The sequence below is a fragment of the Caulobacter sp. SLTY genome (assembly GCF_009905535.1).
Taxonomy (GTDB): domain Bacteria; phylum Pseudomonadota; class Alphaproteobacteria; order Caulobacterales; family Caulobacteraceae; genus Caulobacter.
Window position 1 is genome coordinate 92,328 of the sequence record NZ_JAAALA010000001.1, and the last position, 18,969, is coordinate 111,296.

Below are 18,969 nucleotides of genomic sequence, written 5' to 3' on the forward strand. Positions count from 1 at the left end.
CAACGGAACCCGCCTCGTCTATCGCAAGGTTCTTCAGGGCGCCATACGAACGTGCACCATAGAGTCGGCGCACACGCGAATCGAGGCCGCGCATGTCGATCCTGAAGGCCCTGTGGCCGCAACGCACCGCTGAACCGGCCCCGCAGGCCCCCGCGCCCCCGCCGGCGGCCGCGCCGGACCCGGCCGAGTCGCCGGGTCCGTTCCGCACCCTGGTGGAAAGCTTGCCCGATCCGGTGCTGGTCATCGAGGGCGATCCGGCCGAGCCAGCGGCCCGGCGGATTCGTTTCGCCAATGCGGCGGCCAGAGGGCTGTTCACGACCCGGCTTGAGGGCGCCCGGCTGGTCACGGCCCTGCGCAACCCCGAGGTGCTGGAGGCGGTCGACGAGGCCCTGCACGGCGCCTCCGGCTCGGCCCTGATGGAGACCGGCGGCGCCCAGGAACGGGTCTGGGCGGCCCAGACCCGGCCGCTGGGCGAGGGGCCGGGCGGGCGGATCGCCCTCCTGACCCTGCGCGACGAGACCGACGTGCGCCGGGCCGAGCGGATGCGGGTCGACTTCCTGGCCAACGCCAGCCACGAGCTGCGGACCCCCCTCGCCTCCCTCTCCGGCTTCATCGAGACGCTGCGGGGGCATGCCAAGGACGACGAGGGCGCGCGGGAAAAGTTCCTCGGCATCATGCAGGCGCAGGCGGAGCGGATGGCCCGGCTGATCGACGACCTGCTGAGCCTCAGCCGCGTCGAGTTGAACGAGCACATCGCCCCCACCGGCTCGGTGGACCTAGGGTTGGCGACCACCGATGTGCTGGACGCCCTGGTTCCGCTGATCCGGGAGAAGGCGCTGGACGTGACTACCGACTTCCCGCCCCGGGGCGTGTCGGAGGTCGAGGGAGACCGCGACCAGATCCTGCAGGTGATCCAGAACCTGGTGGAGAACGCGATCAAATACTCCGGTCCCGGCGCCGCCCTGCGCCTCAGCGTCAGCGCTCCGGTCGCCGACGCGGCCTTCGCCCTGCCCGCTGATCCGGCCGCCACCCGTATCACCCTGCTGGCCCCCGACCGGCCGCAGGGGCGACGCTATGCCCTGCTCAAGGTCGTCGACGCCGGCCCCGGCATCCCGCGTGACCGTTTGCCGCGCCTGACCGAGCGGTTCTACCGGGTCGAGGGCCAGAAGAGCGGCGGCGAGCGGGCCGGCACGGGCCTGGGCCTGGCCATCGTCAAGCACATCGTCAACCGCCACCGAGGCGGCATGGCCGTGGAAAGCGCCGAGGGGCGGGGGGCGACCTTCACGGTCTGGTTGCCGCTGGTTGCCCCGGCGGAGAGGGACCCGGCATGATCGACCGGCGCGCATTCGGGCTGGCGGGCGCCGCCGCCCTGGTCGGAGGGACGTCGATGGCCAGGGTCGGAGCGCGGATTCCCATCGTGATCGCCCATCGCGGGGCCAGCGGCGAGCGGCCGGAGCATACGGCCATGGCCTACCGCCTGGCCGTGGCCCAGGGCGCCGACTTCATCGAGCCCGACCTGGTGCTGACAAGGGACGGCCATTTCGTTTGCCGCCACGAGAACGAGATCGGCGGGACCACCGACGTCGGCGCCCGGCCCGAGTTCGCGGGGCGCAAGGCCACCAAGGTGATCGACGGGGAGGAGATCACCGGCTGGTTCACCGAGGACTTTACGCTGGCTGAGCTGAAGACCCTGCGTTGCCGCGAGCGCCTGCCGGGCGTGCGCCCCGCCAACGTGGCCTTCGACGGGCAGGAAACCATCCCGACCTTTGACGAGGTCGTCGCCCTGGCGGCCGAGGAAGGCCGGCGGGCGGGACGGATCATCGGCCTCTATCCGGAGCTGAAGCATCCGCAGCATTTCGCCAGGGCGGGCTTGGCGATGGAGGCGCGCTTCGCCGACCGGCTGAAGGCCCACGAGTTCGACAGCCGCTCCGCCCCGGTGTTCGTGCAGTGCTTCGAGGTGACGCCGTTGAAGACCTTGCGCGGCCTGGTGAAGACCCCGCTGGTGCAGCTGATTTCCGACGCCGGCGGCCCCGTCGACCGGCCGGACCTGACCTATGCCGGCATGACCGATGCGGCGGGGCTCAAGGCCATTGCGGCGTATGCCGATGGGGCCGGGCCGCATAGCCGGTATGTCGTGCCGACGGATGGCGCGGCTCTGTCGCCGACCACGGGGTTCGTGCGCGACGCCCATGCGGCGGGGTTGAAGGTGCATCCCTGGACGGTGCGGCGGGAGAACGCCTTCCTGCCGACGGGGCTGCGGTCGTCCGGGACCCTGTCCGAGGCGGGGAATGTGGCGGCGGTGTTCGCGGCGCTGCTGCGGGCCGGGGTGGACGGGGTGTTCACCGACAACGTCGCCGAAGGGGTGAAGGCGCGGAACGCCTTCATCGGGGGGAAGGCGTAGCGCTTCTGCGGCCAGCGCCGAATTTCGGTGACAGTGCACTTAGGCAGTTTGGGGACACGTTGGATTCCAACGTGTCCCCAGCCCACCGGGGGAGCTCCCCTGACACGAACCTTGCTTTCGGGCTGTATTTTTGATACAGTTTCGCCATGACGGTTTCAACGGATCTGCCCGCCGCGCCCTCCCATCGTCAGATCGTTGTGGGGGTCGGGGTGACCCGGCTGGCGGAGCGGCTGGGGGCCAAGCGGACGACGGTGAGCAGCTGGCGGACGCAGGGGATTCCCGAGGGCTGGTGGCCGGCCCTGGTCGAGGAAGGGGTGGTGGCCAGCCTCGAGGTGCTGCGGGCCGGGGCGACGGGGCTGGGGCTTCAGAGGAAGCAGGTTTGCCTGGCGCCGGACGCGCCGCCGCCCCAGGCCGCGCCGGCCATGCCGCTGACCCGGCGGGAGCTGCGCGCCGTGAAGGGCGCCAAGGGCGGGCTGCTGGCTTTTGCGCGGATGATCGACATTCCCGGGCTGGGCCCCGGGCGGACGGCGAAGTTGGCGGCGCATCATCGGCTGTGGCTGGAGAAGCTGGAGGCGATTGAGCGGGGGGAGATCCGGCGGCTGATGGGGTTCATGCCGCCGGGGTCGGCCAAGTCGACCTATGCGGTGGATGTGTTCACCCCCTGGTTCCTGGGGCGGGCCAAGAACCGCAGCGTGCTGGTGGTGACCTATGCCACCGCCCTGGCCGGGCGGCGGGGGCGCAAGGCGCGGAGCGTGACGCGTCAGCCGGTGTTCGCGGCGCTGTTCGGGGCCTCGCCGGAGAAGGGCCGGGCCAGCGCCATCGACTGGGGGCTGGATAACGGCGGGGAGTGGATGGGCGCCGGGATGCTGGCCGGAATTACCGGCAATCGGGCCGACCTGATCGTGGTTGACGATCCGGTCAAGGGCCGGGCCGAGGCCGACAGCGAACTGATCCGGCGGCGAACGCGGGAGGAGTTCGACGACACGGTGCGCACCCGGCTGAAGAGCGGCGGGCGGATCGTGCTGATCCAGACGCGCTGGCATGAGGACGACCTGGCGGGGAGCCTGTTGCCGGCCGACTATGACGGGCGCAGCGGGCCGGTGCTGTGCCGCGACGGTGAGGTCTGGGAGGTGGTGTCGATCCCCGCCCAGGCCGAGCGGGCGGACGATCCGCTGGGGCGCGGCGTGGGGGAATATCTGTGGCCGGAGTACTGGCGGGCCGACCATTGGCCGCAGTTCCGGCTGAACCCCCGGACCTGGAACGCCCTCTACCAGCAGCGGCCGGCGGCCGAGCAGGGCGGCTATTTCGAGCGGGGCTGGTTCAGACGGTTCCAGGACCATGAGCGGCCCGGCGCGATGCGGTACTACGGGACCAGCGACTATGCGGTGACCGACGGGGGCGGCGACTACACCCGGCTGGTGGTGTGGGGCGTGGATGCGCGGATGAACCTCTGGCGGATGGCCAGCTGGGGCGGCCAGACTAGCAGCGACGTGTGGATCGAGCGGCAGTGCGACCTGATCGAGGAATTCCGCCGGCGGGGCGGCGGCATCCGGCGCTGGTTCGGCGAGGCGGGGGTGATCCAGCGGGCGGTGGAGCCGATGCTGCTGGCCAAGTTGCGGGCGCGGCGGCTGAGCTGCCCCTTGGAGTGGCTGAGCTCGGGCCAGGACAAGGCGGCGCGGGCGCGCGGCGCCCAGGCGCTGGTCCGCGAGGGGCGGGTGTGGGTGCGGGACGATGGGGACGGCGACTGTTTCATCGACGAGTGCGTGGCCTTCCCGGCCGGGCGGCATGATGACGAGGTGGACTGCCTGTCGCTGATCGGGCGGGCGATGGACCGGGTGAGCGGGCCGGTGGCGGACCGGGGGGACCTGCCGGAGTACGCCGATGGGGGATCGATCTGGGAGCCGGGGGTGAACAGCGGGTTCGGGCTGCCGGAATATGCGGACTGTGGGGATGTGTTTGAGTGAGGGTCAGTGCTGAATTGCGGCTCGTTTGGGGACACGTTGGATTCCAACGTGTCCCCGAGCAGACCAGCAGACGCGCGGTTCTCGCTTGCAGCTATGCGCCGGCCTCGAGCCGGGCGACAAAATCTCGGGCGCCGAGGGGGCGGCCGGTGCGTTCGGCGGAGCGGATGGCGGCCAGGTCCGGCGCAGACAGGTCCACCCCAAGGAAATCTTCCCAGTCGGGGAAGCGATCGAGCATAGGGTCGATGGCCGTGAGGCCGTCAGGCGCTCGCGCCAGGTGGGCCCGTGCGCTGGACCAGGGCCAGTCCGCAGGCGAGGCCACCAGCCCCGCACGGACTGGGTTGAGTTCAACATAACGGACCGCCGCCGCTAGATGACCTTCATCCATCGGTGCGGACGAGAAGCGGCCCTGCCAGAGAAAACCCGTCCAACCCTCGCGACGATTGATCCGAACCGTGTAGCGGCGATGGGTTTGGGCAAGGGCTGCGCCCAGGCTTGTTCCTGTGGCCGGTACGAGGACCAGATGGACGTGGTTGGGCATTAGGCACCAGGCGAGCACCTCGACTTGGTGTGCCAAACAACGGTCGGCCAGCAGCGCGCGGTAGGCGGCGTAATCCTGGGCGCTGAAGAAGGTGGTCTGGCGGCGATTGCCGCGCTGGGTGACATGATGCGGCAGGCCGGGCACGACGAGACGGGCGGTTCGGGGCATGAGCGCGCTCGAACAGTGGGCGAGAACATTTAAAGAACATAGAAGTGTGGACGGGGGAAGAGAAAAGGGGGGATGTGGCGATCTCAATATGTCCCACATCCAACGCCGGTTGGGGACACGTTGGATTCCAACGTGTCCCCGGTTAGGGGTGCCTACCCCCCAACCTTGAACAGGTTGTCGTCCGAGTTGCGGTCTATGAGGATGCTGTAGGGGTCGGCGCCCACCCAAGTGGGCTTCTTGGCGACGGTGACCGTGATGGTCTGCTTGCCGGTGCGGATGGGGCGGCGTTCGAGGAACAGGACGCTCTTCTTGTCGAAGCCCTTCTTGCCCGGTTGGGCGGCGAAGACGCCGATGTCGAGCATCTCGTTCATCGGGGTGGCGGTCTCCTTGCCCTTGCCGTCGGCGTAGAGCTTCTTGGCCTCCACCTGCAGGGTGACGTCGAACCTGCCGTCCTTGCGGGCGGTGACCCGGCTGGAGGTGACCTTGACGTCGTAGAGGGTGATCCGCTCGAACAGGTCGGTGATCAGGTCCTGCTTGTCGGCCGGCGCCTCGGCCCGGAACAGGGCGATCAGGTCGGTCGAGATCGGATAGGGCGCGCCCTTGAAGCCGTGCTGGGCGACGAACTTGGCGAGCGCCCGGTTGACCGCGTCCTCACCGATCTCCTCGGCCAGGCGATACATGACCAGCGAGCCCTTGCGGTAGTGGACATAGCCCTGGCTGGGCTCGACCCGGCTGAGGGGCCTCTCCTCCAGCGGCTGGCCGCCACGGGCCCGCAGGTAGCTGTCGAGCTCGTACTTGAGGAACTTGCGGATCTGGTCCTCGCCATAGAGGCCCTTCATCACCCGCAGCGCCGAGTATTGAGCCAGGGTTTCGCTCATCAGCGTGACCCCCTCCTGGTCGGCGCCGACCACCTGGTGGGCCCACCACTGGTGGCCGATCTCGTGGGCCCCGACGTAGGTGACCATGTCGATCTTCTCGGGATCGCTGTAGTCGGCGATGAAGAACAGGCCTTCCGACCAGGGCATGGTGCCGGCGAACGCCTGGGCGAACTGGGCGTAGTCGGGGAATTCGATGAACCGCAGGTGGTCGAACTGGTAGGGGCTGAAGTTGGTCCCGAAGTAGGTGATCGAGGCCTTCATCGCCGTCTTCATCCGCTCGATGTTCCAGGCGTGGGCGGGGTCGTAGTAGATTTCCAGGTCCAGCCCGTTCCACTTTTCATGGGCGATGGCGTAGCGGCCCGACTGGATCGAGAAGAAGGGCATCACCGGCGCCTGGGTGACGAACCGGGCGCGGCGGCGCTTGCCGTCGGCGGTGTCGATCACCTGGTCGGAGACGCGGCGTCCGGGGGCGATCGGGGTCTGATCGGCCACGGTGGTCACCGTGATGTCCGAGCTCATGAAGTCGGCGTCGTGGCGCAGGTAGTTGAACTGGCGTGACGGCACATCGCCCAGCGGGGCCATCGGCTGGTCGGCCTTCAGCCCGTACTTGCGCCGCTTGGCGCGGTCCTGCAGGCCATCGCCCGGCCAGATGCCGAGCGCCGGGGCGAACTCGGCGGAATTGATGAAGGTGCCGTTGTCGACGACCCGCATCTCGTTGCCGCGGTTCTTGAAGCCCTTCTGCGAGCGTTCGGTGATGAAGCTCATCGTCCGGCTCTCACCAGGCGCCAGGGGGGCGTCGAAGGTGAAGATGCGGTAGTTGAACCTGGCCAGGGTTTCCTTCGGCCGGGCCCCCTCGATGGACAGGCCGCTTACCTTCAGGTCGCGGTCGAAGCGGACGTGAACCTCCCGCATCGGGGCGCTGGTCGTGTTCTTGATGACATAGCTGCCCTTGACCACCAGGCTGGGCTGATGGGGCTTGATGTCGACGTCCAGCTTCATCGACTGGATCTTCGGCTGGGGAACCTTGTCGAACTTGCGCGCGACGATCAGTTCCTTCTCGTAGTCGGCCTGCCACTTCTCGTCGGAGATGGCGGTGCGGTACTCATTCCAGACATTGGTGTTGAGGAAGATCCAGCCGCCGACGGCGCCGGCCCCGATGACCGCCACGACCAGCAGCAGCCCGGCGCCGCTCATCATCCGGTGGGGGAAACGCTGGAGCCGGGGCCAGAGGCGGATCTCCGCCCCGCGCCGCCACAGGCCGTAGGCCAGGATCAGCAGAATGAGGGCGATCAGGGACCAGTAGGCCCGCGCCGTCCAGGCCCCGATCCAGAACTTGCCGAGGCCGTTCATGTCCGAGAAGGGCGTGCCGAAGCCGCCGTCGTTGGGCACGGCGCCGTAGTTGTAGAGCAGGTGGTCGAAGCCGAGGTTGCCCAGGGTGATCGAGGCGATCAGGTAGAGGACCATGATCCCCCAGCCGACGAACTTGTGCGGGCTGATCGCCTGGACGAAGACGGCCAGGGCGGCCAGCAGGATCCAGTCCACGCCCTGGGGCAGGATGTACCAGACCAGCCATTTGCCGAGCTCGTAGTTGGTGTAGCCCTTGAAGGTCTGGATCAGCACCGCGGCCAGCACGCTGATCGCCAGGGTCGACAGCAGGACCAGGGAGATGGCCAGGGTCTTGGGCAGGACATAGGCCCAGTCGGGGACCGGCGAGGCGTCGATGATCTCGTGGGTCTTCTTCTCGCGTTCGCGCCAGACCAGCTCGCCCGCGTAATAGACCGCGATGATCAGCGGAATGAAGGTGAAGCTGCCCATCAGCGGGTTCAGCAGCACCCGGGTCAGCGGATGGACCATGCCGCCGTAGCCGGTCTGTTCGGTGGCGAACCACAGGGCGCCGACGGCGTTGAACAGGCCCAGGGCCAGCAGCACGAAATAGGCGGGGCTCAAGAAGACCTGGCCCATGTCCAGCTTGGTGCGGGCGACCAGCTGGCCCCAGGCGCTGGCTAAGCCGAAGGTGGGCGCCGGCAGGGCGCCGAGGGGGGCCGGCGGCGGGGCGCTGGGCGCGGCGGCGGCGGCGATCCTGGCCTGCTTTGCCCGCTTGCCCGACAGTTGGCCGGGGGTGAAGCGGAACAGCAGCATCGGCAGCAGCATCAACAGCCCGCCCAGGGACAGGGCGAAGATGCGGTTCTGCAGCAGCAGACCCTCGATGGCGGGTGTCAGCGTGTTGCGGTCGGAGACGGTCCAGTACTTGGTCGCCAAACCAACGGCGCCAAAGCCCAAGGGCTCCCAGAACGCTACGATCTTGTCCCATTCGGGCCGGTTCGACGCGACGGTGCCGATGGTCCACAACACCAGGAAGGCGACGACCGCCACATAGGTCCACATCATCGACCGGGTCAGCGTCGCCACGACGAAGAACAGGGCCGACATCAGGAAGATGTTCGGCAAGGCGATCGCCAGGTAACCGGTGAGGTAGGGCTGAAGGGTGTTCGGGCCGAGAGTCTCAGGGTCTACCCACGGCATCAGGCTGCCGATGAGGATTGCCAGCGGCACGGTCAGGAAGGCCAGGGCCGCCGCGCCGAACGCGCCGACGAAACGGCCATAGAGGTAGTCGAACCGCTTGACGGGGGTCGAGCGGAGGATGCCGCCGAAACCGGTTTCGTCGTCCCGCACAATCACGTTGGCGACGAAGGCCGTCGAGACGAACATGAAGAACAGAGTCAGGACCTGCTGAGTCTGGATCACCGCGAACGGCGAATTCTTGTGGATCGGACCGCCGCCGCCGATGGAGATCTGGTCGATCACCACCGAGCCGTAGGTCAGCAGGAAGAAGATGCCCGCGGCCACCCAGAACACCGGGTTCTTGAGCTGGTAGCGGAATTCGAAGCTGGCGATCTTGCCGAACATGACGGCGGCCCCTTACGCGGCGCGGGAGGCGTGGAGGGTGGTGAAGTAGACGTCCTCGAGGCCGCCATCGACGGGCACGAAGCCGTCGCCCGGATCGCTGTCGCTCTCGATGTGGACCACGGTGCGGCCGGTGAACAGCCGGGTGTGGATGACCTTGTAGCCCCGGGCCCGCAGGCCCTCGAGCTCTGACTTGTCGATGGTCTTCTTCCAGATGCGGCCCTTGAGCTGGGCGACCAGCTCCAGCGGGGCGCCCTGTTTGACGATCTTGCCGTCGCAGATGATGGCCATGGCCGGACAGAGGTCGGAGACGTCCTCGACGATGTGGGTCGAGAGGATGACCACCACGTTCTCGCCGATCTCGCTGAGCAGGTTGAGGAAGCGGTTGCGTTCCTCGGGGTCGAGGCCGGCGGTGGGCTCGTCCACGATGATCAGGCGGGGATCGCCGATCAGGGCCTGGGCGATGCCGAACCGCTGGCGCATGCCGCCGGAGAAGCCGGCGATGGCCCGCTTGCGGACGTTCCAGAGGTTGGTCTGGTTGAGCAGGTGTTCGACCGTCTCGCGGCGTTCCTTGCCGTTGGAGACGCCCTTGAGCACCGCCATGTGGTCAAGCATGTCGTAGGCGGAGACCCGCGGATAGACGCCGAAGTCCTGGGGCAGGTAGCCGAGGGTCTTGCGCAGCTCCTCGGGGTCCTTGAGCACGTCGATCTCGCCGAACCGCACATGGCCGCCGGTCGGCGCCTGCAGGGTGGCGATGGTCCGCATCAGGGTGGACTTGCCGGCGCCGTTGGGGCCCAGCAGGCCGTACATGCCCTTGGGCACGATCAGGCTGACCTCATCCAGGGCCTTGTGCCCGTTGGGATAGACGTGGGTGAGGTTCTCGACGATCAGCATGGCTGCTCCGCCCCTTGAATTATGCGGTCCTGTCCGTGTCGCCCGAATGAGACGGCCCGGTAACCCCCGCAACAGTCATGGCCGGGCGGGGCGGAAGGGGCAAGTGAAACAACGGTAAGGCGCGGGTTCAGGCGGGTTTGGCCGCGGCCCGGTCAGAGTCTGCCTCAGGCTCTTCGGATGCCTCATCATCCTCGGCGTCGGGGTCGCGGCCCTGGCGGCGGTCGAGGCCGCGCATCACCGGCGTGACGGTCAGCCCATGCAGCAGCACGGAGAGCAGCACGATCAGGCCGACGATGGCCCAGAGCCGCTCGGCCCCGGCCATGGGGGCGTGGTTGAGGCCGTAGGCGAGGTAGTAAAAGGACCCCACGCCCCGGATGCCGAAGAAGGCCAGGGTGAGCCGCTCGCTCCAGCTCGCCTTCATCCCGATCATCCCGGCCAGCCCCGCCAGGGGGCGGACCAGCAGCAGCACCGCCAGGGCCAGGGCGACATCGGTCCAGGTGAGGGGCGCCAGCAGGCCGCTGACCAGGGCGCCGCCGAACAGCAGCAGCACCACCATCATGACGATCCGCTCCAGCTGTTCGGTGATGTCGTGCATCTCGCGCTGGAACTCGTGGCGGCGGTGGGCGTGGCGCAGGGTCAGGGCGGCGATGAACACCGCCAGGAAGCCGTAGCCGTGGATCGCCTCCGTGGCCCCATAGGCGACCAGGGTGCAGGCGATGGCGATCAGGCCATCGCCGGTCTTGGCCAGGGAGTTGCCCGGGACCTTGAAGGTGAGCCAGCCGAACAGCCGGCCGATCAGCCAGCCGGCGAGGCAGCCGGCCAGCAGCTTCCAGGCCACGTCGTAGCTGAGCCAGTCGACCAGCCAGGGCTTGCCGCTGGCGGCGGCCAGGCTCAGGGCGATGCCCAGATTGACGAAGGGAAAGGCCAGGCCGTCGTTGAGGCCGGCCTCGGAGGTGAGGCCGAAGCGCACCTCGTCCTCCTGGCCCTCGCGGGGCGGGCCGACCTGGACGTCGGCGGCCAGCACCGGGTCGGTGGGCGCCAGGCTGGCGGCGAGCAGGATGGCGGCGGCCAGCGGCAGGCCGGCCCAGACCCCGAGAATGGCGATCGCGGCGATCGACAGCGGCATGGTCACCGCCAGCAGCCGCCAGGTAATGCCCCAGCGCCGCCAGCCGACCACCCGGTCGATCTTCAGCCCGGCCCCCATCAGGGCGATGATCACCACCAGCTCGGTGAGCCGCTCGGCGACCTCTGGATGCTGGACGGGCAGCGGCGCCAGCCCGACCTGCGGCAGGGCGAAGAACCCCGCCCCCAAGCCTATGCAGACGATGGGCAGCGACAGGGGCAGCCGGCGCAGGGCCAGCGGCAGCCAGGCCACCAGGGCGATCAGCAGCCCGGCGCCTCCGAGAACCAGGATATAGGGGTCCGGGAGCAGGTCTTTGAGCAGGTCTGGAGACAGGGCCATCGGCCCCTAACGGCCCGGAAGGCGAAAACGTTCGGTGACCGGCGCTAAACCAAGCGGAAAGGCTTGGCCTGTAAACAAGCCCAAGTATCGCCCGACGAGAGTTCCCCCGTGCAGATCGACATTGTCCGTCCCGACGAACTGACGGCCGCCCAGGTCGAGGGCTGGGCGTCGCTGCAGGGCGCCGACACCCGGCTGCACAGCCCCTTCCTGTCGCCCTGGTGGGCGCGGTCGGTGGCGGCGGCGCAGGGGACCAAAGCCAACGTCAAGGTCGCGGTGCTGCACGATCACGGCCGCGAGGTCGGCTATATGGCCGCCAGGGCCCAGGGCGGGGCGGCCATGCCCGTCGGGGCGCCGATGTGCGACTACCAGGGCATGACGGCCGAGCCGGGCGTGCGCTTCGATCCGGTGGCGCTGGTGAATGCGCTGGGGGTCGGCCGCTTCGACTTCTGCCACATGCTGGACGGCCAGGACGACTTCGCCCCGCATGTGAAGGGCTCTCAGACGGCCTACTCCATAGAGCTTCGCGACGGCTACGAGGCCTACGCCAAGGCCCGGCGGGAGGCCGGGGTCGGCGCGCTGAAGGACATCGACAAGAAACGGCGCAAGCTGGAGCGGGAACTCGGGCCGGTGACCTTCACCGCCTTCTCGCGGTCGCGCGGCGACTTCGACACCCTGATGGGCTGGAAGAGCGAGCAGTGGAAGAAGACCGGCCAGACCGACGTGCTGGGCGCCGGCTGGACGACCAAGCTGGTCCGCGACCTGTTCGCCAGCCGTGATCCGATGTACGGCGGCATGCTGTTCACCCTGCATATCGGCGACCGGCTGGCCGCCGCGCAGTTCAACCTGCGGGCCCATGGGGCGATCAACAGCTGGCTGATCGGCCATGACGCCGCGTTCGATCGCTACAGCCCCGGCCTGATCCTGTTCCAGGACATCCTGCGCTGGATGGACGACACGCCCTACTGGCGGCTGGACCTGGGGGCCGGCGACTACCGATTCAAGCGCGAGCTTGCCAACGCCACCGTGCAGGTCGGCCACGGCTTCGTCGGCGGCGTCTCGCCGGCGGCGCTGTTGCGGTCGGCGGCCTATGCGCTGCGCCAGGCGGCGGAATCCCTGCCGCTCGGGCCGGTGTCGGAGCTGCCGGGCAAGGCGATGCGGCGGCTTGACCTGATCCGTGGATTGCGGTGAAGCGGCGGGTCTCTTTCTCCCGCCAGGTTCCATGACCCTTTCCATCGACGACATCCGCGCCGCGGCCACCCGGCTGGCCGGCCATATCGAGCGCACGCCCTGCCGCTATTCGAAGACCCTGTCGGAGATTACCGGCGCCCAGGTGTGGGTGAAGTTCGAGAACCTGCAGTTCACCGCCGCCTACAAGGAGCGGGGCGCGCTGAACAAACTCATGCTGATGAGCGACGCGGACCGGGCCAAAGGGGTCATCGCCGCGAGCGCCGGCAACCACGCCCAGGGCCTGGCCTATCACGCCACGCGTCTGGGCATTCCTTCGACCATCGTCATGCCGCGCGGCACCCCCTTCGTGAAGGTCGAGCACACCCGCGCCCATGGGGCCGATGTGGTGATCGAGGGCGAGACCTATGACGACGCCTACGCCCACGCCATGCAGTTGAAGGAAGAGCGGGGCCTGACCTTCGTCCACCCCTTCAACGACCTGGAGGTGATGGCCGGACAGGGGACCATCGCCCTGGAGATGCTGGAGGACGTGCCTGATCTGGAGATCCTGCCGGTGCCGATCGGCGGCGGCGGGCTGATCAGCGGCGTCGGGGTGGCGGCCAAGGCGATCAATCCGGACATCCGCATCATCGGTTGCGAGCCGGCGATGTATCCCAGCTTCACCAACAAGATGCGCGGGATGACCGGCCAGAGCGGCGGCCAGACGATCGCCGAGGGCATCGCGGTCAAGCAGGTCGGCGACATCACCTATTCGGTGGCCCGGCCGCTGGTCGAGGACGTGCTGCTGCTCGAGGAGCCGTTCATCGAGCGGGCTGTGGCCCTCTATTGCAATGTCGAGAAGACCGTGGCCGAGGGCGCGGGCGCCGCGGCGCTGGCGGCGCTGCTCGCCTATCCGGAGCGGTTCCGGGGCAAGAAGTGCGGGCTGATCCTGTGCGGCGGCAATATCGACACCCGCCTGCTGGCGTCCGTGCTGACCCGCGAGCTGGTGCGGGCCCAGCGGATCATCTCCCTGCGCATCGTCGGCGACGATCGCCCGGGCCTGCTGGCCACCGTCTCCCGCGTGATCGGCGAGATGGGCGGCAACATCATCGAGGTGGCCCACAACCGCCTGGCCCTGGACGTGCCGGCCAAGGGCGCCGAGTTCGACGTGATGATCGAGACCCGCGACGCCCAGCACACCCAGGAAATCATGGACGCCCTGCGCGAGTGCGGGTATCCGCCGCGGGCGGTCTAGTCCCGCCTGTCGAGGTTCGAAATGCGCCTGATCCCCGTTATCCTCGCCGCTATCGCGGCTCTGTCCCTGGCCGGCTGCACCAACGAGCGGCTGGCGCGCAAGAATAGCGAGGAGGGCGCCGTGTTCCTCAAGGAGAACGCCGCCAAGCCGGGCGTGCAGACCCTGAAGAGCGGCGTGCAGTACCTGGTCATGCGCTCGGGCCCGCAGGCCGGCCTCAAGCCCAAGAAGGGCGACGAGCTGCTGGTCCACTACGAGGGCAAGCTGCTCAACGGCGAGGTGTTCGACTCGAGCTTTGAGCGCGGGAAGCCGGCGGCCATGCCGCTGGCCGGGCTGATCCCGGCCTGGCTGGAGGTGCTGCCGATGATGCGGCCGGGCGACGAGTGGGTGATCTATGTCCCGCCGGAGGCCGGCTACGGCGAGGACGGCGGCGGAAGCATCCCGCCGAACGCCACCCTGATCTTCCGCATCCAGCTGATCGACGTGCTGCCGTCGGGCCGGAACTCGGTCCTGGGTTAGTCGGTAAACACCACCGTCTTTCGGCCGTTCAGCAAGACCCGGTCCTCCAGCCGCCAGCGCAGGGCCCGGGCCAGCACCCGGCGTTCGATGTCGCGGCCTTTGCGGACGAGATCCTGCGGCGTATCGCGGTGGCTGATGCGTTCGACGTCCTGCTCGATGATCGGGCCCTCGTCGAGGTCGCCGGTGACATAGTGGGCCGAAGCCCCGATCACCTTCACCCCGCGCGCATGGGCCTGGTGGTAGGGCTTGGCCCCCTTGAAGCCCGGCAGGAAGCTGTGGTGGATGTTGATGCAGCGGCCCTCCAGCTTGGCCGCCAGCCCGTCCGACAGGATCTGCATGTAGCGGGCTAACACCACGATGTCGGTCTTCGTCTCGCGGATCAGAGCCCAGAGCTGAGCCTCCTGTTCCAGCTTGGTGTCCTTCGCCACCGGCAGGTGGTGGAAGGGCAGGCCTTTCAGATCGACATGGGCGAAGGTGTCGGCCGGGTGGTTGGAGACCACCGCGCTGATATCCATGGCCAGCTCCTCGATCCGCCAGCGATAGAGCAGGTCGGCCAGGCAGTGGTCGGTCTTCGACGCCAGGATCATCACCCGGTAGCGCTGGGCCGGGTCGCGCAGGGTCCACCGCATGGCGAACGCGGCGCCGATCGGTTCGAACGCGGTCCGCAGAGTCTCGAGGTCGGCCTGAGCCGGATCGAACACCACCCGCATGAAGAAGGCCCCAGTCTCGGCGTCATTGTACTGCTGAGCGTCGAGGATGTTGCAGCCCCGCTCGCTGAGAAAGACCGAGACAGCGGCGACAATGCCCCGGCGGTCGGGACAGGCGAGGGTGAGGATCAGCGAGGCGGTCATGGCGGATGGCGCGTAGCTCGCGGGTTGGGCCGTGACAATCCTCCTCCGGCGCGCGCCTCGGGGACACGTTGGATTCCAACGTGTCCCCGGTTCATCCGGTTCGCGCTTCGCGCGCCCGAAGGATGACAGCTATATGGGCGGATGAATTCCGAAACCCTGCACGACCGCGCGGTCGATATCCTCGCCACCTTGGTCGGGTTCGACACCACTTCGCGGGACTCCAACCTGCCGCTGATCGATTGGGTGGAGGGCTATCTCGCCGGCCATGGCGTCAACGCCCGCCGCATCGCCAACGCCGACGGGACCAAGGCCAACCTGATGGCGCGGATCGGACCTGCGACCGAAGGGGGCGTGATCCTGTCGGGGCATACCGACGTGGTGCCGGTGGATGGCCAGCCCTGGTCGACCGATCCCTTCGTACTGACCGAGAAGGACGGGCGGCTGTACGGCCGTGGCAGCGCCGACATGAAGGGGTTCGTGGCCCTGGCGCTGGCCGCCGTGCCGGACCTGACGGCGGCGGAGCTGAAGGCGCCGGTGTGGCTGGCGTTTTCCTATGACGAGGAGATCGGCTGCCTGGGGGCGCCGGCGATGATCGAGGCGTTGGCGGCAGAAAACCCGCCGCCGGCTCTTGCCGTGGTCGGAGAGCCGACCGGGATGGAGGTGGTGGGGGCGCACAAGGGCATCCTGTCGGCCAAGGTGGTGGTCACCGGCAAGGAGGCCCATTCCAGCCAGACCCACCTGGGCGTCTCGGCCAACATGGCGGCGCTGGAGCTGATGGGCGAGTTGAAGGCCCTCGCTGATCGGCTGGCGGCGCAGGCCGATCCCGCCTCCCCCTTCGAGCCCGGCCACGCCACCCTGACCATCGGCCTGATCCACGGCGGCACGGCGGTGAACATCCTGGCCCGAGAGTGCGAGTTCTCCTTTGACCTGCGCTGTCCGGCGGACCAGGACCCGCATGCCCTGCTGGCGCCGTTCTGGGAGCGGTGCGCGGCGATGGATGCGCAGCTCAAGGCCAAGGCCGAGGGGGCGGGGGTGGTCTGGTCGCTGTACAGCGACGTGCCCTCCCTGGCCCTGGAGCCGGGCGGACCGGCCGAGGCGCTGGCGCGCCGGCTGGCGGGCGACAACGGGCCGTTGCGGGCGGTGTCCTACGCGGCCGAGGCCGGGCAGTTCCAGCGGGGCGGCTTCCCGGTCGTGCTGTGCGGCCCGGGCTGGATCGACCAGGCGCACCAGCCGGACGAATGGATCGAGATCGCCCAACTCAGGCGCGGAGCGGGCTTCATGACCAGACTCGTTGAAGCCTTATCCTAACCCCGTCATCCCGGACGTCCCGAAGGGGCGATCCGGGACCCAGGCGTGACAGGGCGCTGGATGCAAAGCTGCGTCGGGCGGCGAGATCACGCCCTTCTGGGTCCCGGCTCTACGCGCTGCGCGCTACGGCCGGGATGACGGAGATTAAGTCAGCGTGAACCAGGCCAAGCCCGCGATGCCGGCCGCGATCCGCCACCAACCGAAGGGGCTGAGGCCGTGGCGGTCGATGAAACCCAGCATCCACTTGATGACGATCCAGCCGGAGACGAAGGACACCAGGAAGCCGAGCGCGATGATCCACAGGCCGTCGGCGCGGGCGAAGATCTGTTCGCGGCCCTCGATGAAATCGAGGGTAAAGGCGCCGACCATGGTGGGGATGGCCAGGAAGAAGCTGAACTCGGCGGCCGCCCGGCGCTCCATCTTCATCAACACCCCACCGACAATGGTCGCGCCGGAACGCGAGACGCCGGGGATCATCGACAGGCACTGGATCAGCCCGACGCCCAGCGCCGTCAGCAGCGGGGTCTGCATGGCGTCGGTCACCACGGGCTGGGGCCGCCAGCGGTCGATGGCCAGGAGCACGAAGCCGCCAAGGATCAGGGACCAGCAGACGATGATCGGGTTGAACAGCACCGCCTTGATGAAGTCGTGCAGGGCCAGGCCCAGCACTACCGCCGGGATGAAGGCGATCAGCACCGACAGGGCGAAGCGGCGGGCCTCGGGCTTGGTCGGCAGGCCGATCAGCACCTGCCACAGGCGCTGGAAGTAGAGGGCGACGACCGCCAGGATCGCCCCTAGCTGGATCATCACCACGAAGGTGTCCCAGAACTCGCCGTCCAGCCCCAGCAGATCAGCGGCCAGCAACAGGTGGCCCGTGGAGGAGACCGGGATGAACTCGGTCAGGCCCTCGACCAGGCCAAGGATGATGGCGGACAGCCAGTCAGGCATTCGGGGGCCCCTCGCAGAATGGGAAAGCCTTGTCCCGGCTGGCGCTGGCGATGGCAAGAGGCCGAGCGGGAGCTGCGCTGAAAAACCACCCACCAACCGTATTGTCAATTTATAGGACAATAAGCGCTTCAGACCGTGGCATCGGGCGCCTGCGACCACAGCATCACCAGGAAGTCAGTCCAATTTATAGACGATGGCATTCTTGTTGCGCCGCTGCCCCAGTAAGACGCCTCTCGCGCAACTTTTGACCCCTGGGGATGGGCGAAGACACCGATGGCCGAACGTATGCTGAAGTTCACGGTGATCGACCGGCGGACGCCCGAGAAGCGGGCGGCTTCCAGTCGCGACCGCGACTTCCACGAAATCTACGCCGATTTCATCGACGCCAAGGCGGCCGAGCAGGCCTCGCGGTGCTCGCAATGCGGCATCCCCTTCTGTCAGACCCACTGCCCGCTGCACAACAACATCCCCGACTGGCTGCGGATGACCGCCGCCGGGCGTCTGGAGGAGGCCTACCAGCTTTCCCAGGCGACCAACGCCATGCCCGAGATCTGCGGCCGCATCTGCCCTCAGGATCGGCTGTGCGAGGGCAATTGCGTGATCGAACAGTCGGGCCACGGCACGGTCACCATCGGCGCGGTCGAGCGCTACATCAACGACAAGGCCTGGGAAGAGGGCTGGGTCGCGCCCCTGGTCCAGGGGCCGTCGCGCGGCCAGTCGGTCGGCGTGGTCGGCGCCGGGCCGGCGGGCCTGTCGGCCGCCGAGCGCCTGTTCGAGCTGGGCTATGACGTTACCGTCTATGATCGCTACGACCGGCCGGGCGGCCTGCTGGTCTATGGCATCCCCGGCTTCAAGCTTGAGAAGGACGTGGTCGCGCGGCGCACCGACCGGCTGGCCGAGGGCGGCATCGTCTTCAAGCTGAACTTCGAGGTCGGCCGCGACGCCACCCTTGAGGACCTGCGCCGCACCCATGACGCCGTGCTGCTGGCCACCGGCGTCTATGCCGCCAAGGATCTGCCCGTGCCGGGCGCCGGGTCGGGCGGAGTGGTGGCGGCCCTCGACTATCTGACCGCCTCCAACCGCAAGGGCTATGGCGACGCCGTGCCGGCCTTCGACAGCGGCGAACTGGACGCCCAGGGCAAGAATGTCGTGGTGGTCGGCGGCGGGGACACCGCCATGGACTGCGTCCGCACCGCGATCCGCCAGGGGGCGGAAAGCGTCACCTGCCTCTATCGGCGCGACCGGGAGAACATGCCGGGATCCCTGCGCGAGGTGCAGAACGCCGAGGAAGAGGGCGTGGTCTTCGAATGGCTGGCCGGGCCCCGCGCGGTGACCGGCGACGCCGGCCGCGCCGGCGGCGTGCGGGCCGCCCGCATGCGGCTGGGCCCCGCCGACGCCTCCGGCCGCCAGAGCCCTGAGCCGATCGAGAACGGCGACTTCGAGATCAAGGCCGACCTGGTGATCAAGGCTCTGGGTTTCGACCCGGAAGACCTGCCGACCACGCTGGGCTCCCCCGACCTGGAGGTCAGCCGCGCCGGCACGGTGAAGATCGACCGCCGGTCCAAGGCGACGAACCTGCCTGGCGTCTACGCCGCCGGCGACATCGCCCGCGGCGCCAGCCTGGTCGTCTGGGCCATCCGCGACGGTTTCGACGCCGCGGCGGCCATCCACAAGCAGCTGTCGGCCCCCGTGCTCGTGGCGGCGGAGTGATGAGG

14 protein-coding genes are annotated in these 18,969 nt (G+C 68.5%); 8 read left to right on the forward strand and 6 right to left on the reverse strand.

Annotation, left to right across the window (positions count from 1 at the left end):
- Positions 1-92 precede the first annotated feature (92 nt).
- The 3 genes from GVN21_RS00395 to GVN21_RS00405 all read left to right on the forward strand — a co-directional run bounded on the left by GVN21_RS00395 (position 93) and on the right by GVN21_RS00405 (position 4,365).
- On the forward strand, positions 93-1,331 hold the full coding sequence (locus tag GVN21_RS00395) for an ATP-binding protein (RefSeq protein ID WP_166572718.1): 1,239 nt from the start codon (positions 93-95) through the stop codon (positions 1,329-1,331).
- Positions 1,328-2,401, forward strand: coding sequence for a glycerophosphodiester phosphodiesterase (locus tag GVN21_RS00400; RefSeq protein WP_166572719.1), 1,074 nt, complete (start codon positions 1,328-1,330; stop codon positions 2,399-2,401). The genes GVN21_RS00395 and GVN21_RS00400 overlap by 4 nt, the downstream gene beginning before the upstream one ends.
- A 146-nt stretch (positions 2,402-2,547) precedes the next feature.
- A complete protein-coding gene (locus GVN21_RS00405) occupies positions 2,548-4,365 on the forward strand; it encodes a hypothetical protein (protein ID WP_166572720.1) in 1,818 nt (605 codons plus the stop codon).
- A 91-nt stretch (positions 4,366-4,456) separates the two neighbouring features.
- Here GVN21_RS00405 and GVN21_RS00410 read toward each other — a convergent pair whose 3' ends face one another.
- From GVN21_RS00410 to GVN21_RS00425, 4 genes are all read right to left on the reverse strand, one after another.
- Positions 4,457-5,071, reverse strand: a complete 615-nt coding sequence (locus tag GVN21_RS00410) for a transposase (RefSeq protein ID WP_166572721.1) — start codon at positions 5,069-5,071, stop codon at positions 4,457-4,459.
- A gap of 152 nt (positions 5,072-5,223) precedes the next feature.
- Positions 5,224-8,856 carry a M1 family aminopeptidase gene (locus GVN21_RS00415; RefSeq protein ID WP_166572722.1) on the reverse strand — a complete coding sequence of 1,211 codons (3,633 nt, stop codon included), beginning with the start codon at positions 8,854-8,856 and terminating at the stop codon, positions 5,224-5,226.
- 12 nt (positions 8,857-8,868) lie between these two features.
- The gene (locus GVN21_RS00420; RefSeq protein WP_166572723.1) at positions 8,869-9,747 is read right to left on the reverse strand and encodes an ABC transporter ATP-binding protein; all 879 of its coding nucleotides are present in this window, start codon (positions 9,745-9,747) and stop codon (positions 8,869-8,871) included.
- A 127-nt stretch (positions 9,748-9,874) separates the two neighbouring features.
- Entirely contained in the window at positions 9,875-11,209 is a 1,335-nt protein-coding gene (locus tag GVN21_RS00425; protein WP_166572724.1) for a cation:proton antiporter, read from the reverse strand.
- 108 nt (positions 11,210-11,317) lie between these two features.
- On the opposite strand from GVN21_RS00425, the gene GVN21_RS00430 reads away from it, so the two are divergent.
- Genes GVN21_RS00430 through GVN21_RS00440 form a run of 3 tightly spaced genes read left to right on the forward strand, consistent with a single transcriptional unit; the run spans position 11,318 to position 14,147 of the window.
- Positions 11,318-12,397: a GNAT family N-acetyltransferase gene (locus tag GVN21_RS00430; protein ID WP_166572725.1), complete on the forward strand. Its 1,080-nt coding sequence runs from the start codon at positions 11,318-11,320 to the stop codon at positions 12,395-12,397.
- Positions 12,398-12,428: 31 nt separating this feature from the next.
- A complete protein-coding gene (locus GVN21_RS00435) occupies positions 12,429-13,631 on the forward strand; it encodes a threonine ammonia-lyase (protein ID WP_166572726.1) in 1,203 nt (400 codons plus the stop codon).
- Between the two features lie 21 nt (positions 13,632-13,652).
- Entirely contained in the window at positions 13,653-14,147 is a 495-nt protein-coding gene (locus GVN21_RS00440; protein WP_166572727.1) for an FKBP-type peptidyl-prolyl cis-trans isomerase, read from the forward strand.
- On the opposite strand, the gene purU is transcribed toward GVN21_RS00440, so the two are convergent.
- Positions 14,144-14,986: a formyltetrahydrofolate deformylase gene (gene purU, locus GVN21_RS00445; protein ID WP_166572870.1), complete on the reverse strand. Its 843-nt coding sequence runs from the start codon at positions 14,984-14,986 to the stop codon at positions 14,144-14,146. The two genes, GVN21_RS00440 and purU, sit on opposite strands and share 4 nt — an antisense overlap.
- Positions 14,987-15,139: 153 nt before the next feature.
- Between purU and argE the strand changes: the two genes are divergently transcribed.
- On the forward strand, positions 15,140-16,306 hold the full coding sequence (argE, locus tag GVN21_RS00450) for an acetylornithine deacetylase (protein WP_166572728.1): 1,167 nt from the start codon (positions 15,140-15,142) through the stop codon (positions 16,304-16,306).
- A 144-nt stretch (positions 16,307-16,450) separates the two neighbouring features.
- On the opposite strand, the gene GVN21_RS00455 is transcribed toward argE, so the two are convergent.
- Entirely contained in the window at positions 16,451-17,254 is an 804-nt protein-coding gene (locus GVN21_RS00455) for an undecaprenyl-diphosphate phosphatase (RefSeq protein WP_166572729.1), read from the reverse strand.
- A gap of 273 nt (positions 17,255-17,527) precedes the next feature.
- Between GVN21_RS00455 and GVN21_RS00460 the strand changes: the two genes are divergently transcribed.
- On the forward strand, positions 17,528-18,964 hold the full coding sequence (locus tag GVN21_RS00460) for an NAD(P)-dependent oxidoreductase (RefSeq protein ID WP_166572730.1): 1,437 nt from the start codon (positions 17,528-17,530) through the stop codon (positions 18,962-18,964).
- The last annotated feature ends 5 nt before the right edge of the window (positions 18,965-18,969 follow it).

Bases quoted from the DNA above. Each gene is read 5' to 3' on its own strand.
- GVN21_RS00405 (WP_166572720.1), top strand. From the start codon at position 2,548: ATGACGGTTTCAACGGATCTGCCCGCCGCGCCCTCCCATCGTCAGATC.
- GVN21_RS00395 (WP_166572718.1), top strand. From the start codon at position 93: ATGTCGATCCTGAAGGCCCTGTGGCCGCAACGCACCGCTGAACCGGCC.
- GVN21_RS00400 (WP_166572719.1), top strand. From the start codon at position 1,328: ATGATCGACCGGCGCGCATTCGGGCTGGCGGGCGCCGCCGCCCTGGTC.
- GVN21_RS00440 (WP_166572727.1), top strand. From the start codon at position 13,653: ATGCGCCTGATCCCCGTTATCCTCGCCGCTATCGCGGCTCTGTCCCTG.
- GVN21_RS00435 (WP_166572726.1), top strand. From the start codon at position 12,429: ATGACCCTTTCCATCGACGACATCCGCGCCGCGGCCACCCGGCTGGCC.
- GVN21_RS00415 (WP_166572722.1), bottom strand. From the start codon at position 8,856: ATGTTCGGCAAGATCGCCAGCTTCGAATTCCGCTACCAGCTCAAGAAC.
- GVN21_RS00460 (WP_166572730.1), top strand. From the start codon at position 17,528: ATGGCCGAACGTATGCTGAAGTTCACGGTGATCGACCGGCGGACGCCC.
- GVN21_RS00455 (WP_166572729.1), bottom strand. From the start codon at position 17,254: ATGCCTGACTGGCTGTCCGCCATCATCCTTGGCCTGGTCGAGGGCCTG.
- GVN21_RS00420 (WP_166572723.1), bottom strand. From the start codon at position 9,747: ATGCTGATCGTCGAGAACCTCACCCACGTCTATCCCAACGGGCACAAG.
- GVN21_RS00425 (WP_166572724.1), bottom strand. From the start codon at position 11,209: ATGGCCCTGTCTCCAGACCTGCTCAAAGACCTGCTCCCGGACCCCTAT.
- GVN21_RS00410 (WP_166572721.1), bottom strand. From the start codon at position 5,071: ATGCCCCGAACCGCCCGTCTCGTCGTGCCCGGCCTGCCGCATCATGTC.
- argE (WP_166572728.1), top strand. From the start codon at position 15,140: ATGAATTCCGAAACCCTGCACGACCGCGCGGTCGATATCCTCGCCACC.